The 16,227-nt window shown below is 45.1% G+C and carries 18 protein-coding genes; 1 reads left to right on the forward strand and 17 read right to left on the reverse strand.

What is annotated here, in order from left to right; genetic code table 11:
• Positions 1–196 precede the first annotated feature (196 nt).
• The 15 genes from B2248_RS06860 to B2248_RS06930 all read right to left on the reverse strand — a co-directional run bounded on the left by B2248_RS06860 (position 197) and on the right by B2248_RS06930 (position 13,695).
• A complete protein-coding gene (locus B2248_RS06860; protein WP_007146744.1) occupies positions 197–484 on the reverse strand; it encodes a hypothetical protein in 288 nt (95 codons plus the stop codon).
• Positions 471–1,154, reverse strand: a complete 684-nt coding sequence (locus B2248_RS06865) for a hypothetical protein (protein WP_273179650.1) — start codon at positions 1,152–1,154, stop codon at positions 471–473. The genes B2248_RS06860 and B2248_RS06865 overlap by 14 nt, the downstream gene beginning before the upstream one ends.
• Before the next feature lie 65 nt (positions 1,155–1,219).
• On the reverse strand, positions 1,220–1,648 hold the full coding sequence (locus B2248_RS06870; RefSeq protein ID WP_273179647.1) for a universal stress protein: 429 nt from the start codon (positions 1,646–1,648) through the stop codon (positions 1,220–1,222).
• Positions 1,649–1,659: 11 nt separating this feature from the next.
• The gene (locus B2248_RS06875; RefSeq protein WP_273179646.1) at positions 1,660–3,054 is read right to left on the reverse strand and encodes an APC family permease; all 1,395 of its coding nucleotides are present in this window, start codon (positions 3,052–3,054) and stop codon (positions 1,660–1,662) included.
• Positions 3,051–3,230, reverse strand: a complete 180-nt coding sequence (locus tag B2248_RS06880; RefSeq protein WP_273179644.1) for a hypothetical protein — start codon at positions 3,228–3,230, stop codon at positions 3,051–3,053. Before B2248_RS06880 ends, B2248_RS06875 begins: the two co-directional genes overlap by 4 nt.
• On the reverse strand, positions 3,227–3,637 hold the full coding sequence (locus B2248_RS06885) for a hypothetical protein (protein ID WP_273179643.1): 411 nt from the start codon (positions 3,635–3,637) through the stop codon (positions 3,227–3,229). Before B2248_RS06885 ends, B2248_RS06880 begins: the two co-directional genes overlap by 4 nt.
• Positions 3,638–3,666: 29 nt before the next feature.
• Complete coding sequence (locus B2248_RS06890; RefSeq protein ID WP_273179641.1) at positions 3,667–3,957, reverse strand: hypothetical protein; 291 nt, start codon at positions 3,955–3,957, stop codon at positions 3,667–3,669.
• Positions 3,958–4,141: 184 nt separating this feature from the next.
• A complete protein-coding gene (locus B2248_RS06895; protein WP_007146751.1) occupies positions 4,142–5,473 on the reverse strand; it encodes an FMN-binding glutamate synthase family protein in 1,332 nt (443 codons plus the stop codon).
• 25 nt (positions 5,474–5,498) lie between these two features.
• A complete protein-coding gene (locus B2248_RS06900) occupies positions 5,499–6,224 on the reverse strand; it encodes a protein glxC (protein ID WP_273179637.1) in 726 nt (241 codons plus the stop codon).
• Positions 6,225–6,249: 25 nt separating this feature from the next.
• Positions 6,250–7,152: a class II glutamine amidotransferase gene (locus B2248_RS06905; RefSeq protein WP_273179634.1), complete on the reverse strand. Its 903-nt coding sequence runs from the start codon at positions 7,150–7,152 to the stop codon at positions 6,250–6,252.
• Between the two features lie 39 nt (positions 7,153–7,191).
• Positions 7,192–8,559 carry a type III glutamate--ammonia ligase gene (glnT, locus tag B2248_RS06910; RefSeq protein ID WP_273179631.1) on the reverse strand — a complete coding sequence of 456 codons (1,368 nt, stop codon included), beginning with the start codon at positions 8,557–8,559 and terminating at the stop codon, positions 7,192–7,194.
• 38 nt (positions 8,560–8,597) lie between these two features.
• Positions 8,598–9,266, reverse strand: a complete 669-nt coding sequence (locus B2248_RS06915; RefSeq protein ID WP_273179628.1) for a sarcosine oxidase subunit gamma — start codon at positions 9,264–9,266, stop codon at positions 8,598–8,600.
• A gap of 2 nt (positions 9,267–9,268) precedes the next feature.
• On the reverse strand, positions 9,269–12,178 hold the full coding sequence (locus B2248_RS06920; RefSeq protein WP_273179626.1) for an FAD-dependent oxidoreductase: 2,910 nt from the start codon (positions 12,176–12,178) through the stop codon (positions 9,269–9,271).
• Positions 12,175–12,438: a sarcosine oxidase subunit delta gene (locus tag B2248_RS06925; protein WP_040576622.1), complete on the reverse strand. Its 264-nt coding sequence runs from the start codon at positions 12,436–12,438 to the stop codon at positions 12,175–12,177. The genes B2248_RS06920 and B2248_RS06925 overlap by 4 nt, the downstream gene beginning before the upstream one ends.
• Positions 12,439–12,453: 15 nt before the next feature.
• On the reverse strand, positions 12,454–13,695 hold the full coding sequence (locus tag B2248_RS06930; RefSeq protein WP_007146758.1) for an FAD-dependent oxidoreductase: 1,242 nt from the start codon (positions 13,693–13,695) through the stop codon (positions 12,454–12,456).
• A 235-nt stretch (positions 13,696–13,930) separates the two neighbouring features.
• Here B2248_RS06930 and B2248_RS06935 point away from each other — a divergent pair, with 235 nt between their 5' ends.
• On the forward strand, positions 13,931–14,575 hold the full coding sequence (locus B2248_RS06935) for a helix-turn-helix domain-containing protein (RefSeq protein ID WP_273179622.1): 645 nt from the start codon (positions 13,931–13,933) through the stop codon (positions 14,573–14,575).
• A 269-nt stretch (positions 14,576–14,844) separates the two neighbouring features.
• Here B2248_RS06935 and B2248_RS06940 read toward each other — a convergent pair whose 3' ends face one another.
• Both B2248_RS06940 and B2248_RS06945 read right to left on the reverse strand, forming a co-directional pair.
• Positions 14,845–15,126 (reverse strand): hypothetical protein, encoded by a 282-nt coding sequence (locus B2248_RS06940; RefSeq protein ID WP_273179620.1) that lies wholly within the window; start codon positions 15,124–15,126, stop codon positions 14,845–14,847.
• A gap of 15 nt (positions 15,127–15,141) precedes the next feature.
• A complete protein-coding gene (locus tag B2248_RS06945; RefSeq protein ID WP_273179618.1) occupies positions 15,142–15,501 on the reverse strand; it encodes a hypothetical protein in 360 nt (119 codons plus the stop codon).
• Positions 15,502–16,227 lie beyond the last annotated feature (726 nt).

The raw sequence follows: 16,227 nt of genomic DNA on the forward strand, positions 1-16,227 counted from the left end.
TTGAATCAACTGAAAAAATGGTGTGAATGACTGAATCTGATCAGTCATTCACCCAAAGGTCTCAAATCGCAAAGAGTCCGAGGATAACCATGAAGAAACGGTTTCATCTAAAAACCAACTTCAGGTTAAGTATTGCTTAGTTTCAGGGGTAAAAAAATTCCAAAGAAGGATTACTACCTTGGGGTTATACCCATACCTATTGAGAGAAATTAGCTTGCTCCCAACGAATTCTGGCCCACATATAGGCATCCATAATCGATAATGCATAAATAAAAATTCCACCAGCGAACTGGCCTATCACCGAAATACCCGGTGCGGCCATTTGATAGGTCACCACACCTAATACCAACATAAAAAACAGCATCGTTAGGCCACGCATGGGGTTGTGATTCACGACCTGCCCCACCCCAGGCAACACAATGGCAATCAATAGCACCAGATAGGGATGGACGGGGCCCTGCAATAAGCGACTAGGCTGCTTCATCTTGCACCTCATCCAGGTGAGTCACTAAGTTATCTAACTTGTGTAATAAACCAGCTACCAAGCTTGCCTCAATGGGTTTGTCATCAAAATTAATGGCTCGTAGTAATAAATAATGGCCGCGGTCTGATTGCTTAGCTAAACAAGTAAGTCGAATCGCCATCGGGGTAATCAGTAACTCTTTGCAGCGAGAATCAGCAAACAAGTCTTTAATATCCTGATCTATCCCTGCTAATGGCGGCGGCTGGGTTTTTGTCATATAACGGGCATGTTGCGGCCAGCCAGCTAAAGGCATCACCGGTTTTATCCACTGCCATGACGGACTGAAGCTCTCGGTATTTTGTGGTCTGACTAAAATATCGAGTGTCGCGCCACTGCTGTCTTTATGTGCTCGATACAAGGTTAAATGCATCCACATCACTGGTAACTTTCTTGCCGTGAGGTTATCCACCTCGACTGAAAGCTTTACCCTGGCATTATTCCAATCGGCAAAAACAGAGGCATATCCTTGTCCATCAAGCGTTGATGACGTCATCTGAACAACCTCATGACAATCATCAAATACCTGCTGTCTTGATACCAAGACATGACGATGATGATGGCGATATAGAAGCAGCAAGCAAGTACTGCCTAACAACACAAAAATCATGGCGTATATAGCATCTACATTCATTCAATATTCCTCTTTTCCCTCAGAAAAAGAGTCCCGCAGCCATGATAGTACTGCGGGACTAAGGCTTATCTGACGACGGTCACCGGACAGTGAGATCGCTGCACGATATGCTGCGCTATCGATCCTAATAACACTTTTGCAATACCACTGCGGCCAACGGATCCTGTTACCACATGGTCATGCTCATGTTTCTCAGCATAATCAACTATGGCTTTAGCAATATCATGACCCGCTGCCGTGATACAAAACACATTCTCTAGTCCCTGAGATGTGGCACGTACCATGGCTTCGCGTAATTCCTGTTGGATTTGCGCATCAGCGGCATCGAGAATGCTCGAATCCCAAAAATAGCTATGTGAAATATCGTCACTGGTCGGTCTGACCACATGGATAAAGGTCAGATTAGCATTGACCGATTTCGCCAGATCCACAGCAAAATCGACGGCCTTGATCGCACTATGAGATCCATCCGTTGCACATAAAATATGTTTCATGCTGCTTCCTCCTAATAACCTTTGGGCCGTGGCCAGGGCATGGTGAACTGATCACCCCGCTTCACGAACTGATAACGTCGTTTCACAAACCAGATCGAGGCCACGATGTAAAACGCCATAATCGACAGTAACGACGCACCGTAACCCAGAAAGGTCGCGAAATAGACCAGCGAACATAAACCCAACAAGGTATAAGCCGGAATAGGATGGAAAGGATGAATATAACCTCGCTTAATCACATCCAATGGCCACATTTTTCTGAACTTGACCATATTGATAGACATGAAGGTGTAACCCAGCAGGCCTGACAGAATCGAGAAGGTGATTACTTGATCCAATAAACCTGTGAATGCAAATGACACGGCAATGGGAATCAGGAAAATAATTGATCTGAACGGCGTACGGTAGCGTGGATGAATCGCTCCAAACCAGGTTGGCATATAGCGATCCCGTCCCATGGAAAACCAGGCACGCGCCGCATCATTAATACAGCCATTAGCTGAAGCAATGGCCGCAAACATGGTACCGATAAACAACACGACCTGTAATACCGGATTACCAATAATCGAAGCAGCGTCATATAACGGCGTGGTCGCCTGACCTAAATATTGCCATGGCATCAGACCCGTCGAGATATACCAGGTCAGTGTCGCTGCCACTAATAAGGTCAAAATGCCACCAATCGTGCCCAGTGGAATCGCCCGACCAGCACTTCTCACCTCTTCCGCTGCCTGACATGTGCCCTCAATACCGAGGTAATACCACATGCCAAACTGCAATGCAGCGACGACCCCAATCCAGCCATACGGTAATTCTGTTAACAGATCACTGTGTTTCAGAATATGCCCTGGGTTAAGCGGATCAGCCCCAATGAATAAGGCCAAAATCGCCAGAAAGGCAAACAAGGTAATGACAAAATTCAGCGTCAGCGTCATAAACACGCCGCGGTAATTCAGCCAGGCCAGAAACGAAATGGTAAGTACCACAAAGGGTTGAGGACTTAAGTCATGGAAGCCCGTTGCTGATGCCACAGCCGCCATCAAATCACCGACTATCAAAGCATCCGCCGCTTCCAGCATGGTATACGCCATCACCAGATACAAGCCCACATTAAAGGCCATTAACGGACCAATAATATGTTTTGCCTGTGTATATTGACCTCCCGCTGCTGCCACGGTTGATGTGACTTCAGAGTCGATCATTGCGACACAGCTGTATAACAAACCAATGACCCAACAAGCGATCAAAGCGCCATAAGCTCCACCTTTGGCTACAGAGAAGTTCCAGCCCATAAATTCGCCGACCAGAACAATACCCACACCCAATGCCCAGATATGAAACGGATTCAATACCTTCAGCATTGAAATGCGTTGTTCCCCGGATTGAGAAGAAGATTGCTGACTCATGACTGCTCCTCCTCTCGCTCGAGCTCTGCCATCAGTTCATCAGCGCCTTCACGTGAGCTCATGAGTAGCGATTCATCAAACTGACGAGACACACTGAGTGCATCCACCAGAATCCACAGCAATAACATGGCTGAGATAATCCAGGCGGCGTAACTTAAAATTTCCCAATAGCTCATCGTTGTGCCTCCTGTTCCGCAAGCGAAGCCTTATCACCAAATTTTTCAGCAATCACTTCACGGTATTGAGACTCTGAGACACGCAGCATAAAGATGAAATAGCCAATAATGACTAAAGCCGTAATGCCAAGCATCAGCGGATCAATGGTGTAATCAAACTTATCGTTAATGATTTCAGCCGCTGAAGTTTCATCAAAACCCAGCTTCTGCCATTGTTCCTGCTCAACAGGTGAGACGTTTAGGGATTCCCAGGAGATAACCTGAGATGAGGTGTTGTCACTTGCTGATTTAGAATCAGATTCAAGAAACAAAGGAATATACAAACTGACATAGACAAGTATCAGAATAAAGAGACTATCAAACAATTGCCCCTTTTTAGACTGTACCTTTGGTACATAAGTAGACATAAGATTTCCTCATTAAAATCACTCGGCAATTAGCGCTTCGCTGCTCTATTTTCATCGAGATGTTTGATGTCCAATCCGTAGATAAACTCTTTATCTTCTGCGTAGTGCTTAGTCATCGCACCGACAGAAGCGGTATTGAAAAGAACGAGCAAAGCACTGGAAATAATCATCACCAGTCGGATAACCGGATCTTCCAGAATGCTTAAGATGCTAATGAGGACGAAACCCACAGCCAGCCAGATAAGTAGTACATCTGCCCAAGCCATGATGCAGTCTCGTAGATACATGTTTTGAATACGATTTTTTATTTTATTATTCATGGTTATATTTCTCTCTTCTAATGATTAAAAAATGATTTACACACTGTCCTCCTGTTTTGCTAAGGAAAAGAAAAAAACCGATGTTACGCAGACAAGGCAACTTATATTGACGGGGTAAGGATCGCTATAAGCCACATTGTCTTTGTAACACCGGTTTTTAACTATCAATGGCACAACAACATTTTTAGAATGTATGTGTGCCAGGAATCCAGCTTGTTCCGGCTAATGGCACACGTGCCATCGCTGCTGATTCCACTGTTAAAGCCACTAAGTCTTCTGGTTCCAAATGACGCAGGTCATTTTTACCGCAAGCACGTGCTAATGTTTGTGCTTCCAGTGTCAGAACACGAATGTAGTTAGCCAGACGACGACCACCTTCAACGGGATCAAAGCGTTTCATGAGCTCTGGATCCTGAGTAGAAATACCAGCGGGGTCACGACCTTCGTGCCAATCATCATAAGAACCGGCTGTTGAACCCAGTTTTTGGTACTCTTCTTCCCATTTAGGATCGTTATCACCCAATGCCACTAATGCAGCAGTACCGATAGCGACTGCGTCAGCACCTAAAGCCATACATTTCGCAACGTCAGCACCATTACGGATACCACCAGACACAATCAGTTGAACCTTACGGTGCATGCCCATTTCTTGTAAGGCTTGAACCGCTTGAGGAATGGCTGCCATGGTTGGGATACCGACATGTTCGATAAACACGTCTTGCGTTGCCGCTGTACCACCTTGCATACCGTCGACGACGATAACGTCAGCACCGGCTTTCACCGCCAGCTTCACATCATAGTAAGTACGCGTTGCACCGACTTTGATGTAGATAGGCACTTGCCAGTCTGTGATTTCGCGCAGTTCTTTGATCTTGATTTCAAGATCATCAGGACCCGTCCAGTCAGGATGACGACACGCTGAACGTTGGTCTACACCCATTGGCAATGTACGCATTTTGGCAACACGTTCTGTGATCTTTTGACCCAGTAACATACCGCCACCACCTGGTTTTGCACCTTGGCCCAATACCACTTCGATCGCATCCGCTTTTCGTAAGTCGTCTGGATTCATGCCATAACGTGATGGCAGATATTGGTAAACCAGTTTGCTTGATTGACCACGTTCTTCCGGTGTCATACCACCGTCACCTGTGGTGGTAGATGTACCCACTGCTGATGCACCTCGTCCTAGCGCTTCTTTAGCATAGGCAGACAACGCGCCGAAGCTCATACCGGCAATCGTGACAGGCGTATCAATAGTGATAGGTTTTTTCGCAAAACGAGTACCTAAGGTCACCGAGGTATTACATTTTTCACGATAACCTTCTAATGGGTAACGAGACATACTCGCGCCCAAGAACAGCAAATCGTCAAAATGTGGCAGTTTGCGTTTGGCACCGGCACCGCGGATATCATAGATACCCGTATCAGCAGCGCGACGGATTTCAGCCATCGTCAATTTATCAAACGTCGCTGACTCGCGCGGTACGGTCATGTATTTTTTCTTTTCAGTCATTTCTATTTCCTCGCAATATCAGCAATTAATAAGCACTCGCGTTATCAACTTTGAAGTTGTACAACTGACGAGCTGAACCATAACGTTTGAAGGTTTTTGGATCTTCATCCACACCGGCTTTTTCTAATAAAGCCGACAGTTCATCCAGGTGTTCCTGACGCATTTCTTTTTCGATGCAGTCAGCACCTAACGATTTCACTTTACCTTTCACGTAGATATGCACTTCGTAAAGCGAGTCACCCAGCGCATCACCGGCATCACCACATACCACTAGTGAACCTGCTTGGCCCATAAAGCAGCTCATATGACCGACACTGCCTTTTACAACAATATCAATACCTTTCATCGAGATACCGCAACGTGAACCGGCATCACCTTCAATCACTAACAAACCACCATGCGCTGTCGCGCCGGCTGCTGATGAAGCGTTACCTTTGACACGCACACTGCCAGACATCATGTTTTCAGCAATGCCTTGACCCGCATGACCGTGAACGGTGATGTCGGCTTCTTTGTTCATACCCGCACAGTAGTAACCGACCGGACCGTGGATATCGATTTTGAGCTTCTGGTCAAGACCAACAGCCAGGTTATGCTCCCCTTTTGGGTTTAATACTTCCCATTCAGCAATGGTCAGTTCCTTGTTTTGATCATGTAGAGCCTGATTCAAATCACGAACTGTTTGTTGTGCCAAATCCACCGTTTGTTTGCCGGATGTGGTCACTGATTCTGCTACAGATTTAGTACTCATTTATATTCTCCTCATACACCATTGCTTAGTGCGTGGTACGTTCCCAAACATAGACTTTTGAAGGCTCTGGTTCCCAAACTTTGGCGTTTTCAATGCCAGGTAATGTTGTTAAAGCCTGATACTCAGAGGCCATGGCCACGTAATCATCTGTTTCTGCAATCACCGCAGGTTTACAGGCGATAGGGTCACGCACGACAGCGAAGCCATCTTTAGTACCGATGGTGAAGGTGAAGAAACCATCCAGATCGTCTAAGGCATGCTCTAACGCTTCTGTCAGGCTGTCGCCTTGTTGTAAACGGTATGTCAGGTAACCTGCAGCCACTTCTGAATCGTTTTCAGTTTCAAAGTGAATACCTTCACGTATCAGTTCCTGACGCAGACGGTTGTGGTTAGACAGAGAACCGTTATGTACCAGACACAGATCCATACCTGTTGAGAAAGGATGGCTACCCGCCATGGTTACAGCTGATTCAGTCGCCATACGTGTATGACCGATGATGTGGCTGCCTTTCATGTTTTCCAGGTGGAACAGATTGACGATACGTTCTGGTAGACCGACTTCCTTCAGGATTTCGATAGATTTACCTGAGCTCATGATCAGCACATCCTGATGATTTTCCATCAGAAAGTTTTCAACAGTTTCAGCGTCAATATCGACTTTGAATACTGCCACTTTGCTGTTTTGGAACCAGTCAACTTTTGTATTCAGTTTGGCTTCAATGTCTTTTGCCAATGCAGCCCAATCATAATTTTCATCTTCGTTGCGAAGCGTTAACTTCACACCTTGATCCACTTCATCGCCATAGACAGCAAAGCCGGCACTGTCAGGGCCACGTTCTGTCATCGCAATTAACATTGGTGCAAACAGTTCACCCAGACGGTCTTGGTATTTATCGTTTTTCAAATACAGGCCAACGATTCCACACATAACTATTCTCCTAACATCATTCCCTGGGAAGGGACTCTTTTAATAAAATTCAACGTAACGATTGATTTCCCAATCAGATACATGACGCATGTATTCCACCCATTCCATGTGTTTAAGTTCTAAGAACTCTTTAACAAACTCATCGCCTAATGCCCCTTTGATCACGTCATCTTTTTCTAACGCGGTCAGAGCTTCATGAAGATTTTGTGGCAGGATGCCAATGCCTTTTTCTTCCAACTCTTCTGGGCTTAAGTCATATAAATTAATGTCATAACCTGGACCCGCTTCCAGTTGACGCTCCACACCATCCAGACCAGCTGCAATCGCTGCTGCTGCCGTCAGGTATGGGTTGCATGTGCCGTCTGGCAGGCGTAACTCGATACGACCGTATGGAATACGTACCATGGTCGAACGGTTGTTATTACCGTATGAGATATAGGCTGGTGCCCAAGTCGCACCCGATAATGAACGACCCACAACTAAACGTTTGTATGAGTTAACGGTAGGCGCTGCAATCGCTGATAACGCAGGTGCGTGAGCCAGAATGCCTGCCATAAAGTGATAAGCCAGTTTGGATAAACCATGGCCGGTTTCATCACTGTCATCATGGAATAAGCTTTTCTCACCATCACCAATCGACATATGCATATGCATGCCGTTACCAGGACGATTGCTGAACGGTTTAGACATGAATGAACACACCATGCCCATTTCATTGGCAATTTCACTGGCTGCCATTTTGAACATGACATAGTCATCCGCACTCTTCAGTGCATCCGCATAGGTGTAGTTAATTTCAAACTGACCATTCGCATCTTCATGATCGATTTGGTAAATATCCAAACCGACATCAATCAATGACTCAGTCAGTTTTTCCAGGAAAGCGCTCTGACGTGTGATGCCTTTATAGTCATAACAGGGTTTTTGTAGCGTATCGGTTGGATCAAAGGGATGCAGATGACCGAACTCATCTTTTTTCAATAAAGAGAATTCAGGCTCTAAACCAGTGTATAAAATCCAGCCTTTTTCAGTCAGGCGAGAAATTTGTTTTTTCAGTACAACACGACTGTCATGGCTGTATGGCTCACCATTAACGTGACCATCACAAATAAGGCGCGCGTAACCAGGTTGCCATGGCAATAAACTCAATGTGCTTAAGTCGCCCATTGCCATGTAATCTGGACCATTAGGTTTAATGCCCATTCCCCAAATAGCGCCACCAGCAAAACCAGCACCGGTTTTAATGATGTCTTCCAGGTGATCTGCTGGCACAGATTTGACCTTAGCCACACCATGGATATCAACAAACTGGGCCAACACATATTTCACATTGTTTTCAGCCAAAAACTTCTGCGCGTAGGCTAATTGGTCAGCTGGCGAAGCCTTAGGGTCGAATTCATACTTCATAACATTTCCTCTGTTTGAATGATCAACACTTGGTCGTATTAATTGATCTCGTAATAAAAACTGAACCCTATAGCACCGCCACCATATTCTTCGGTGATGCCCAATAATGTTTTCCACAGGTAGGGTCCAAACGTACCATCACACCAAATGCGATAAACAGATTGGCCATTCAGCATCTGTCTCAGCAACGTTACCGATACACCGGCGATGACAGTCATGACAAGACGATTCTCTTCAAGTGCATCTCCTGACAGGTCGATAGCACAGACTTCAGAAAATAACTTTGTTGTCAGCTTGCCACTGACAATAAACGACGCATCATTGCGAATTACCTTGTGGACACCTGCTTTGTTCACAGGCAAGGCATTTAACTGAGCGACCAGATGAGAGTTCAGTGGCTCTTCAACAAGAAACTCACTTCCCCCCAATCTTAAGACCAGCTCTCTTTTGCCTTGTAATGTCCAACTGTTTTTTGCTTCTGGCAGTGTCAGATTGGCAGAGGCTAACCACTCCGCTGCATTAGGTCCTTTCACGCCAAAGCGATTTAATGCACTCACATCACAAATACTTAATAACTCGTAACGTGAAGATTCAATGGCCTTGTCCGCCATGGTTATTGCAGTCTCCATGCCATTCACGATGCCACTAATCGGCTTCAAAGGGGCTTGAGCAAAAGCGACCGGGCTTTTAAAAATGCCGTCTTGCATGCTTACTCTCCGTCTTTATCAAGTAGGTGAAAAAAAGGGGCTTCGACGACAGTCGCTTCAACCATTGCACCGCTATCGGTACGAATAGAAAACGTTGAGCCCACACTGCCCTGTTCTGGTGCAACAAAAGCAAAACCGATCACTCTGTCTAGGTATCTGCTGTATGCAATACTGGTGACACGGCCTTTGATGTTGCCGTTATCAATCACCAGATTGCACTCATTCGGCATTTCCCTGGCATAGCCTTTCTCCAGCACAAAGTTCACTAACTTCTTGTTCAGCTTTTTCTTAGCGATGATTTTCAGGCTGCGTTGGCCGATAAAGAACGGCTTATCCATTTTGAGTAATGCTTCGGAATGCGCTTCAAATGGATTGGTCAACCCATCGGTATCGTGACTAATCAGGTGATGTCCCATTTCCAGTCGCAGCAGACGCTGTGCATCGGTACCAAATGGACGAATACCATGAGCTTGTCCGGCAGCCATGATTTGTTTCCAAACATGCAGTCCCGCTTTGTAAGGCACATGAATTTCAAAAGCCAGGTCAGCAACAAAACTCACTCGCATGACTTTGGCATTCACACCGGCAATCTCAGCTTCAATCATGTTTCCATCTGGTAACGAGACTTCACTCAAATCGGCATTGGTCAGTGAACTTAAAATCTCACGTGATTTCGGTCCGGCCAGTGTCATGGCAGCGATAGCACCGGTCAGATTGACCAATGTGACTTGTAAGCCCCACACCTGAACATTACGTTGCATTTCACGGTAAACCGTTGCCGCATTGGATGAGTTAGTCGATACGTAGAATTTTTCTGCTTCGACACGAACGGCGAGGCCGTCATCCAACATCACACCCGCTTCATCTAACAGCAGAGCGATACGGCTTTCACCAATTTTTTGTTTGCTGAATTTACCTGTGTAGAAACGTTCCAGAAATTCAGTGGCATCGGCACCGTAGACTTCAATTTTTCCTAAGGTGCTGCCGTCAATCATGCCGGCCTGTTCTCTAACTGCTAAGGCTTCTTGCTGTACCGCTTCCATCGCCGTCATAGAGCGACCGTTATGTTGGTAATACGCAGGACGCATCCACACGCCAGCTTCCATCATCACGCCGCCGTTATCGACATGCCATTCGTGCATGGCTGTGTAGCGATGAGGGTGGAATCCGCGTCCGCCCAGATGACCAATCGGTGTTGGGTGGAAGAATGGACGCGCGGTGGTGCTACCAATTTTCTCAACCGGTAGCTGACGAATACGAGCCAGAATACGGATCGCATTCATATTGGAATGTTTACCCTGACTTGGGCCCATACCCACCGTGGTGAAACGCTTCATTAACTCAATGTTGTCAAAACCTTCCTTAGCGGCATTGATGAAGTCTTTCACCTGAATATCTTCGTCAAAATCGACAAAGTTCTTGCCTTTAGGATGGTCAACAATCGGATAAGGATGGCTGGGTGAATTCATCTCAACAGCAGGCACGGCAACCGCATCAACTGACTTACCAAGGAAAGCGGCCGCTTCTGCTGCTGCACGCTGACCGTCTAATTGACGTGCTTTGAAATCAAACACACCATTCACTTTACCCGCCGCAAAGACGCCTTCAGGTAATTCATCAGGTACAAACTGTTCGACACTGTAGTCATAACGCATTTTTGTACCAGCCTGATATAACAAGGCTGCTGCTGGTGCCCAACCGGCACTCATCGCTACACCATCACATGCCAATCGCACAGTGTGACCACTATCGGCGCCTGCACGTATGTCGTCGTAAGGGCTAACTGAAACCGCTTTAACACCCAATTTATCCGAGGTAGGGATGACTTCATAAATACAGCTGGAGATATGAACAGCAATACCTAGATCTCTGACTTTCTGAGCCAGTTCACGTGGTGCGCCGTTTCTACGCATATCAATGACAGCAACGACTTCAACGCCAATTGAGGCAAGATCCAGTGCGGTGCGATAGCCATAGTCATTCGCTGTTACCACCACACCTTTATTAAAAGGTTTAACCGCATAACGATGAATCAGACGTTGTGCTGCCGATCCCATCATCACGCCCGGTAGATCGTTGTAACGAAATACAGGTGGTTGCTCAAACGCGCCAGAAGCCACAATCACCGTTTTCGCCCAGACTTTAGTGATGCCGTCTTTACCGACTAATGGCACCAATTTATCGCCATAAAAACCGCCAGCATACGCATCGGTAATTAAACGGATATTCGGATTCGACTCCACTTTACCTAACAGGCTTGTCAGGGTATCTGCTGTCGTTTGGTCACCGGCATAGTCGTATGTCAGGCTGCCACCCGCCTGCTTGTTTTCATCAACAACAATCACATCCAGGCCTTGCTCAGCCGCTTTAACCGCAGCTGATAAACCAGACAGACCGGCACCGATGATTAACACATCACAGTGGGCAAACTTTTTCGGTTTAATAATACGTGGGTAGTTAAAGTTAACTTCGCCTAAACCAGCCGCCTTACGGATTTTGTCTTCCCAGAACGGAAACAGGCTTTTTGGCTTATAGAACGTTTTGTAATAAAAACCGACCGGCAGGAACGGTGATAAATAATCGATATATTTGTTTTTATCTTTTAATACACCACCAATGGTATTGACGGCTTTGATATCCATACCATCGGCCACAGGCCACACGTCAGCACGGATATTGGTATCCACGCCGTCTGTCATCATGGCGTTGACATCATGATTAGCAAAGCTCAATACACCACGTGCACGATGGTATTTAAAGCTACGACCCAGCACATTAATACCAGCCGCCCACAGCGCACTGGAAATGGTATCGCCTTCGTAACCTTGCACAGTCTGACCTTCATATTGAAAAGTCAGTGGCTTGTCACGGTTGATCCACTCACCTCGTTTCTTAGCAATACGGCTGGTCATTTAGCTTCCTCCTGACCCAGAAGATAAGTACGGTTGACCTTATCAGTCATCGTGTTACGTTCAGCGATAAACCAGGTACCGCTGGGGGTGTGATACCACCATTCTTTTTTCAAACCAGGTGCACCATTACGATAGTGCACATAAGCTGCCCACTCAGAATCTGAGCATGTGTCAGGGTTGGGCATATTTCGATATTCTCCGCCGTAGGTGAATTCACTCATCGGCCTGATACCATTAACGGGACATTCAAGTAGTTTCATAGCCTTACTCTTAACTTAGTGACCAACTGAAGCTGCGCCTTTTTCACCGGTCAGCTCATAGTCTTCAAAACGTGATAAACGGAATGATTTAATAAGATCAGGAGCCATATCTTTGGCTATTGTCTCGGCCATGGTTTTGCCACTGATTGGAGTGGCTTTAAATCCCCATGTGCCCCATCCGGCATCCAGATAAAACCCTTCCAGCGGTGTTTTACCCATAATCGGTGCAAAGTCAGGCGTGATGTCAGCCATACCCGCCCATTGGCGAACCACTTTCACGTTCGATAAGAACGGGAACATATCAGTGATATGTGTGGTGAGTCCTTCCACGAAATCCAGTGATGAACGTGTTGAATGGAATTCATAAGGATCCAGTGATGAGCCCATGACCAGTTCACCGCGAGATGACTGACTCACGTACACATGTAAACTGCCGGAAACCAAGATGGTATCGAGCCAAGGCTTCATCGGTTCTGATACACAGGCTTGTAAAGGATGAATCACAATCGGTGTTTTCAAATCCACCATTTCAGTGATACGTGGTGTAAAACCTGCCACAGCAGATAGAACACGATTTGTGCTGATGTAACCTTTAGATGTGTTCACACCAACGACTTTGCCGCCTTTAGTATCAATCCCCGTGACTTCCGTCATTTGGAATATTTCAACACCCATGCGATCCGCTTCTTTGGCATAACCCCATGCCACGGCATCATGACGAGCTACAGAGCCTGGTGCATGGTACAAAGCGCCTAGGATAGGCGCTTGGCCACTGCAGGAGATATCCAGTTGCGGACACGCTTTGGATATCTCCTCAGGACCGACGACATAACTCTCAACCCCAACATGTTTATTCACTTCAGCACGCCAGCGCATGGTTCTCATTGCAGATTCGGTGTGAGCTAAAGTGAAGTGCCCACGAGTTGAATAAAACAGGTTCAGGTCTAATTCTTCTGATAAATCTTCGTACAATTTAACGCTGGCATCGTAGAAGTTAACGCCTTCTGGTGTCAGGTAATTTGAACGTACGATAGTGGTATTACGCCCCGTGTTACCGCCACCAATATAGCCTTTTTCTAATACAGCTACATTGGTAATGCCATAGTCTTTCGCTAAGTAATACGCCGCAGCCAAACCATGTCCGCCGCCACCGATAATCACGGCATCGTACGATTTCTTAGGCTCGGTACAGTCCCTAAAAAAACGTGGTGCCGGGTGTTCACTACTCAGACCATATTTTAATAGCCCTAATGGCATTCTTAACCTCCACTCATAATGCTCAATACTACTTAAGTAGTATGCGAATCTACCTCTAACTAGGTAAACAATATTTCATGTGATGAAACATGGTTCTATTTACTCATGTCGAAAAAAACATGTCAATAGCCTTGTAAACTTTTTTTCACAATAGGAAACATTTAGTGGGGATAAATAAAAAAACCTCAGGTATAATCAGGCAAAACAGCCTTAAAGAAGACGGAGTATTCTTGCCGTGAGCAAACAGCAAACGATCGTGACGACTGAAACTGCGACACATCAGTCGTTAGATAAACACCTGGGAAATACACTGCGCCATATTCGTACTGAAAATGGATTAACCATTGCGGATGTCGCTATGCGAGCCAATGTCAGCCGCGGCATGTTAAGTAAGATTGAAAATGGACTGACCTCACCCAGTCTGGAAAAGCTGGAACATTTAGCCAATGCTCTCGGTGTCAAACTCTCACGCTTGTTTCATGATTACGACACGCCCATGGGTGGTGCTCAATATGTGAAGAATGGCGAAGGCATGGAAGTCGTTCGCCGTGGAACCAAAAGTGGTCACACATACCATTTGCTGGCGTATGACACCGGTCCAAAAAAACTGTTTGAACCGTTTTTGATTACCTTAAATGAAGAAAGTGAAGTGTTTGATCCGTTTGAACATGCCGGCACTGAATTCATTTATATGCTGGAGGGTAAACTAGAATACACCGTAGGTGATGAGCGTTTTATTCTTGAGCCGGGTGACTCTCTGACATTCCAGGCAGAACAGCCTCATCGACCGGAAACCAAAGTACAAATGCCGATTCAGTACTTAGCCATCATTTACTACGATAGTCTTGATGACTTTGAAGACGATAGTTACAAAAGCTAGCTTGTTTTTAGTTATTTAGGGAAAGTGTAAAAATAGCTTACTTTCTAATATTGGGTCGCGGTGTGGTAAAGATACTCTTAATAATTTTTAACCTGATCACAAATATCTTGATAAGCAAGTCTTACTTAAATAACTATCAAATTAATCTAAGTTCTTTATTTAAAATCAAACGCTCTGACCCTATTGGTTACCGTGTAACGGCGCCAGCAGGGGCAGACAAAGCACGTAGCTGTTTGACTGTCCCTCTAGCCGGCTTTGTTCGTGCTAGACTACCTAAACCAATAATCCTGAATATGCTTCGCAACCTCTTCAGATATATTGTACCAGTAAGCATCTTTATTGCTCGCATCGATAACTATCAATGAATCGTTCGGGTCTTGCTTTTCCCGAACAATTTTAGCGGCTTGTTCTGCTGTATAATTTGCGTTTACGTACCACAAAGATTTCTGGACCGCTGCCCAGGGACCTAAATTTTTAATTGCCTCGATTGTTGCCGAATAATCCTGATGTGGCGAATAAAGGTCATATGATATAAATAAATTGTTAGCCATCATTTATTCCTGCACTTAATCTTTAGCATTAATTTTGCTTTCGCTATGAACGCCTTCGCCACCTGATCGTCGCTCTTCTGAACTAGATGTAAGAACCGTTCTTCCCAAATCGCCCCATTTTTCCATTTCACTCAATACACCGCGAGTAATGGACTTGGCATCTGTCTTAATCTCGACCAATAAATCTTTTGTTTCTTTATTGAGTGCTTCGGATTCTTTTTTAATGTGGAGAGCAAGCCAAATCGCAAATAGCCCTAGTGCGATTGAAGCAACCCCGATAATTAGAGATATTATTTCAGTTAGAGTTAAATGATAAATTACGATCTGGTTTGCACCTTCCATATTCATTTGTCCATAGTCTCTTTTTCGATTCATATGTTATTGACTGCTCAGGCCACTTCAAGCCAACATCACTAATACCGGTTAGACTCAATTGGTTTTTTCTAATTATCCAGCAGTTTAGGGGAGTTCACTGTTCAATTGATTAATCAAAATCAAGCTGCTCAACGTCGGTTCTCCTGTCAACTCTATCAAGCGCTTAGTTTTTAATATCAGCTCGTATACCCAAACACCTGATTCCTTTAGAGAAGAAATACAGGGACAACAAAAAACAAAATAGTCATCAAAAAAACTGATGATAAGTATACATATTTAAAAACAAAACTCAGTCTGATAAACCATTTATCTTGTGTTTTTTTAAATACATTTCTGAATAAAAAGAACCACAGCCTATAAGCATTAAACCACGGTGTATAATCTAAACACTGCAAATAATACTCCCAAACCTGTCTGTAATTTTTCTTTATATACCAAACATAGAAAGGAGTAATTAATACCAAACAAGTAAGGAACAAAGCACCAGTAACGATGAAGGCAGCTCCCACTAGAATATCAAATGTTAAGCCACTTTCCATCAACAATTCCTAACTTCAACCAAAGGAGTCAGACTCGATTGGTTTTGTTCAAGATAGAAGTGATAATCCTCATCAGCCAGAAAAACAGGCTCTCGATTATTGCCTCGAATAATCACCTGTTGAGGATGGTCGGGAATAACAAAATGAGGTAAGCAAAACCAATAGGGTCAGCAACTGTCTTAAACTG

The organism is Methylophaga sp. UBA2012 (assembly GCF_002335235.1).
GTDB classification, from domain to species: domain Bacteria; phylum Pseudomonadota; class Gammaproteobacteria; order Nitrosococcales; family Methylophagaceae; genus Methylophaga; species Methylophaga thalassica.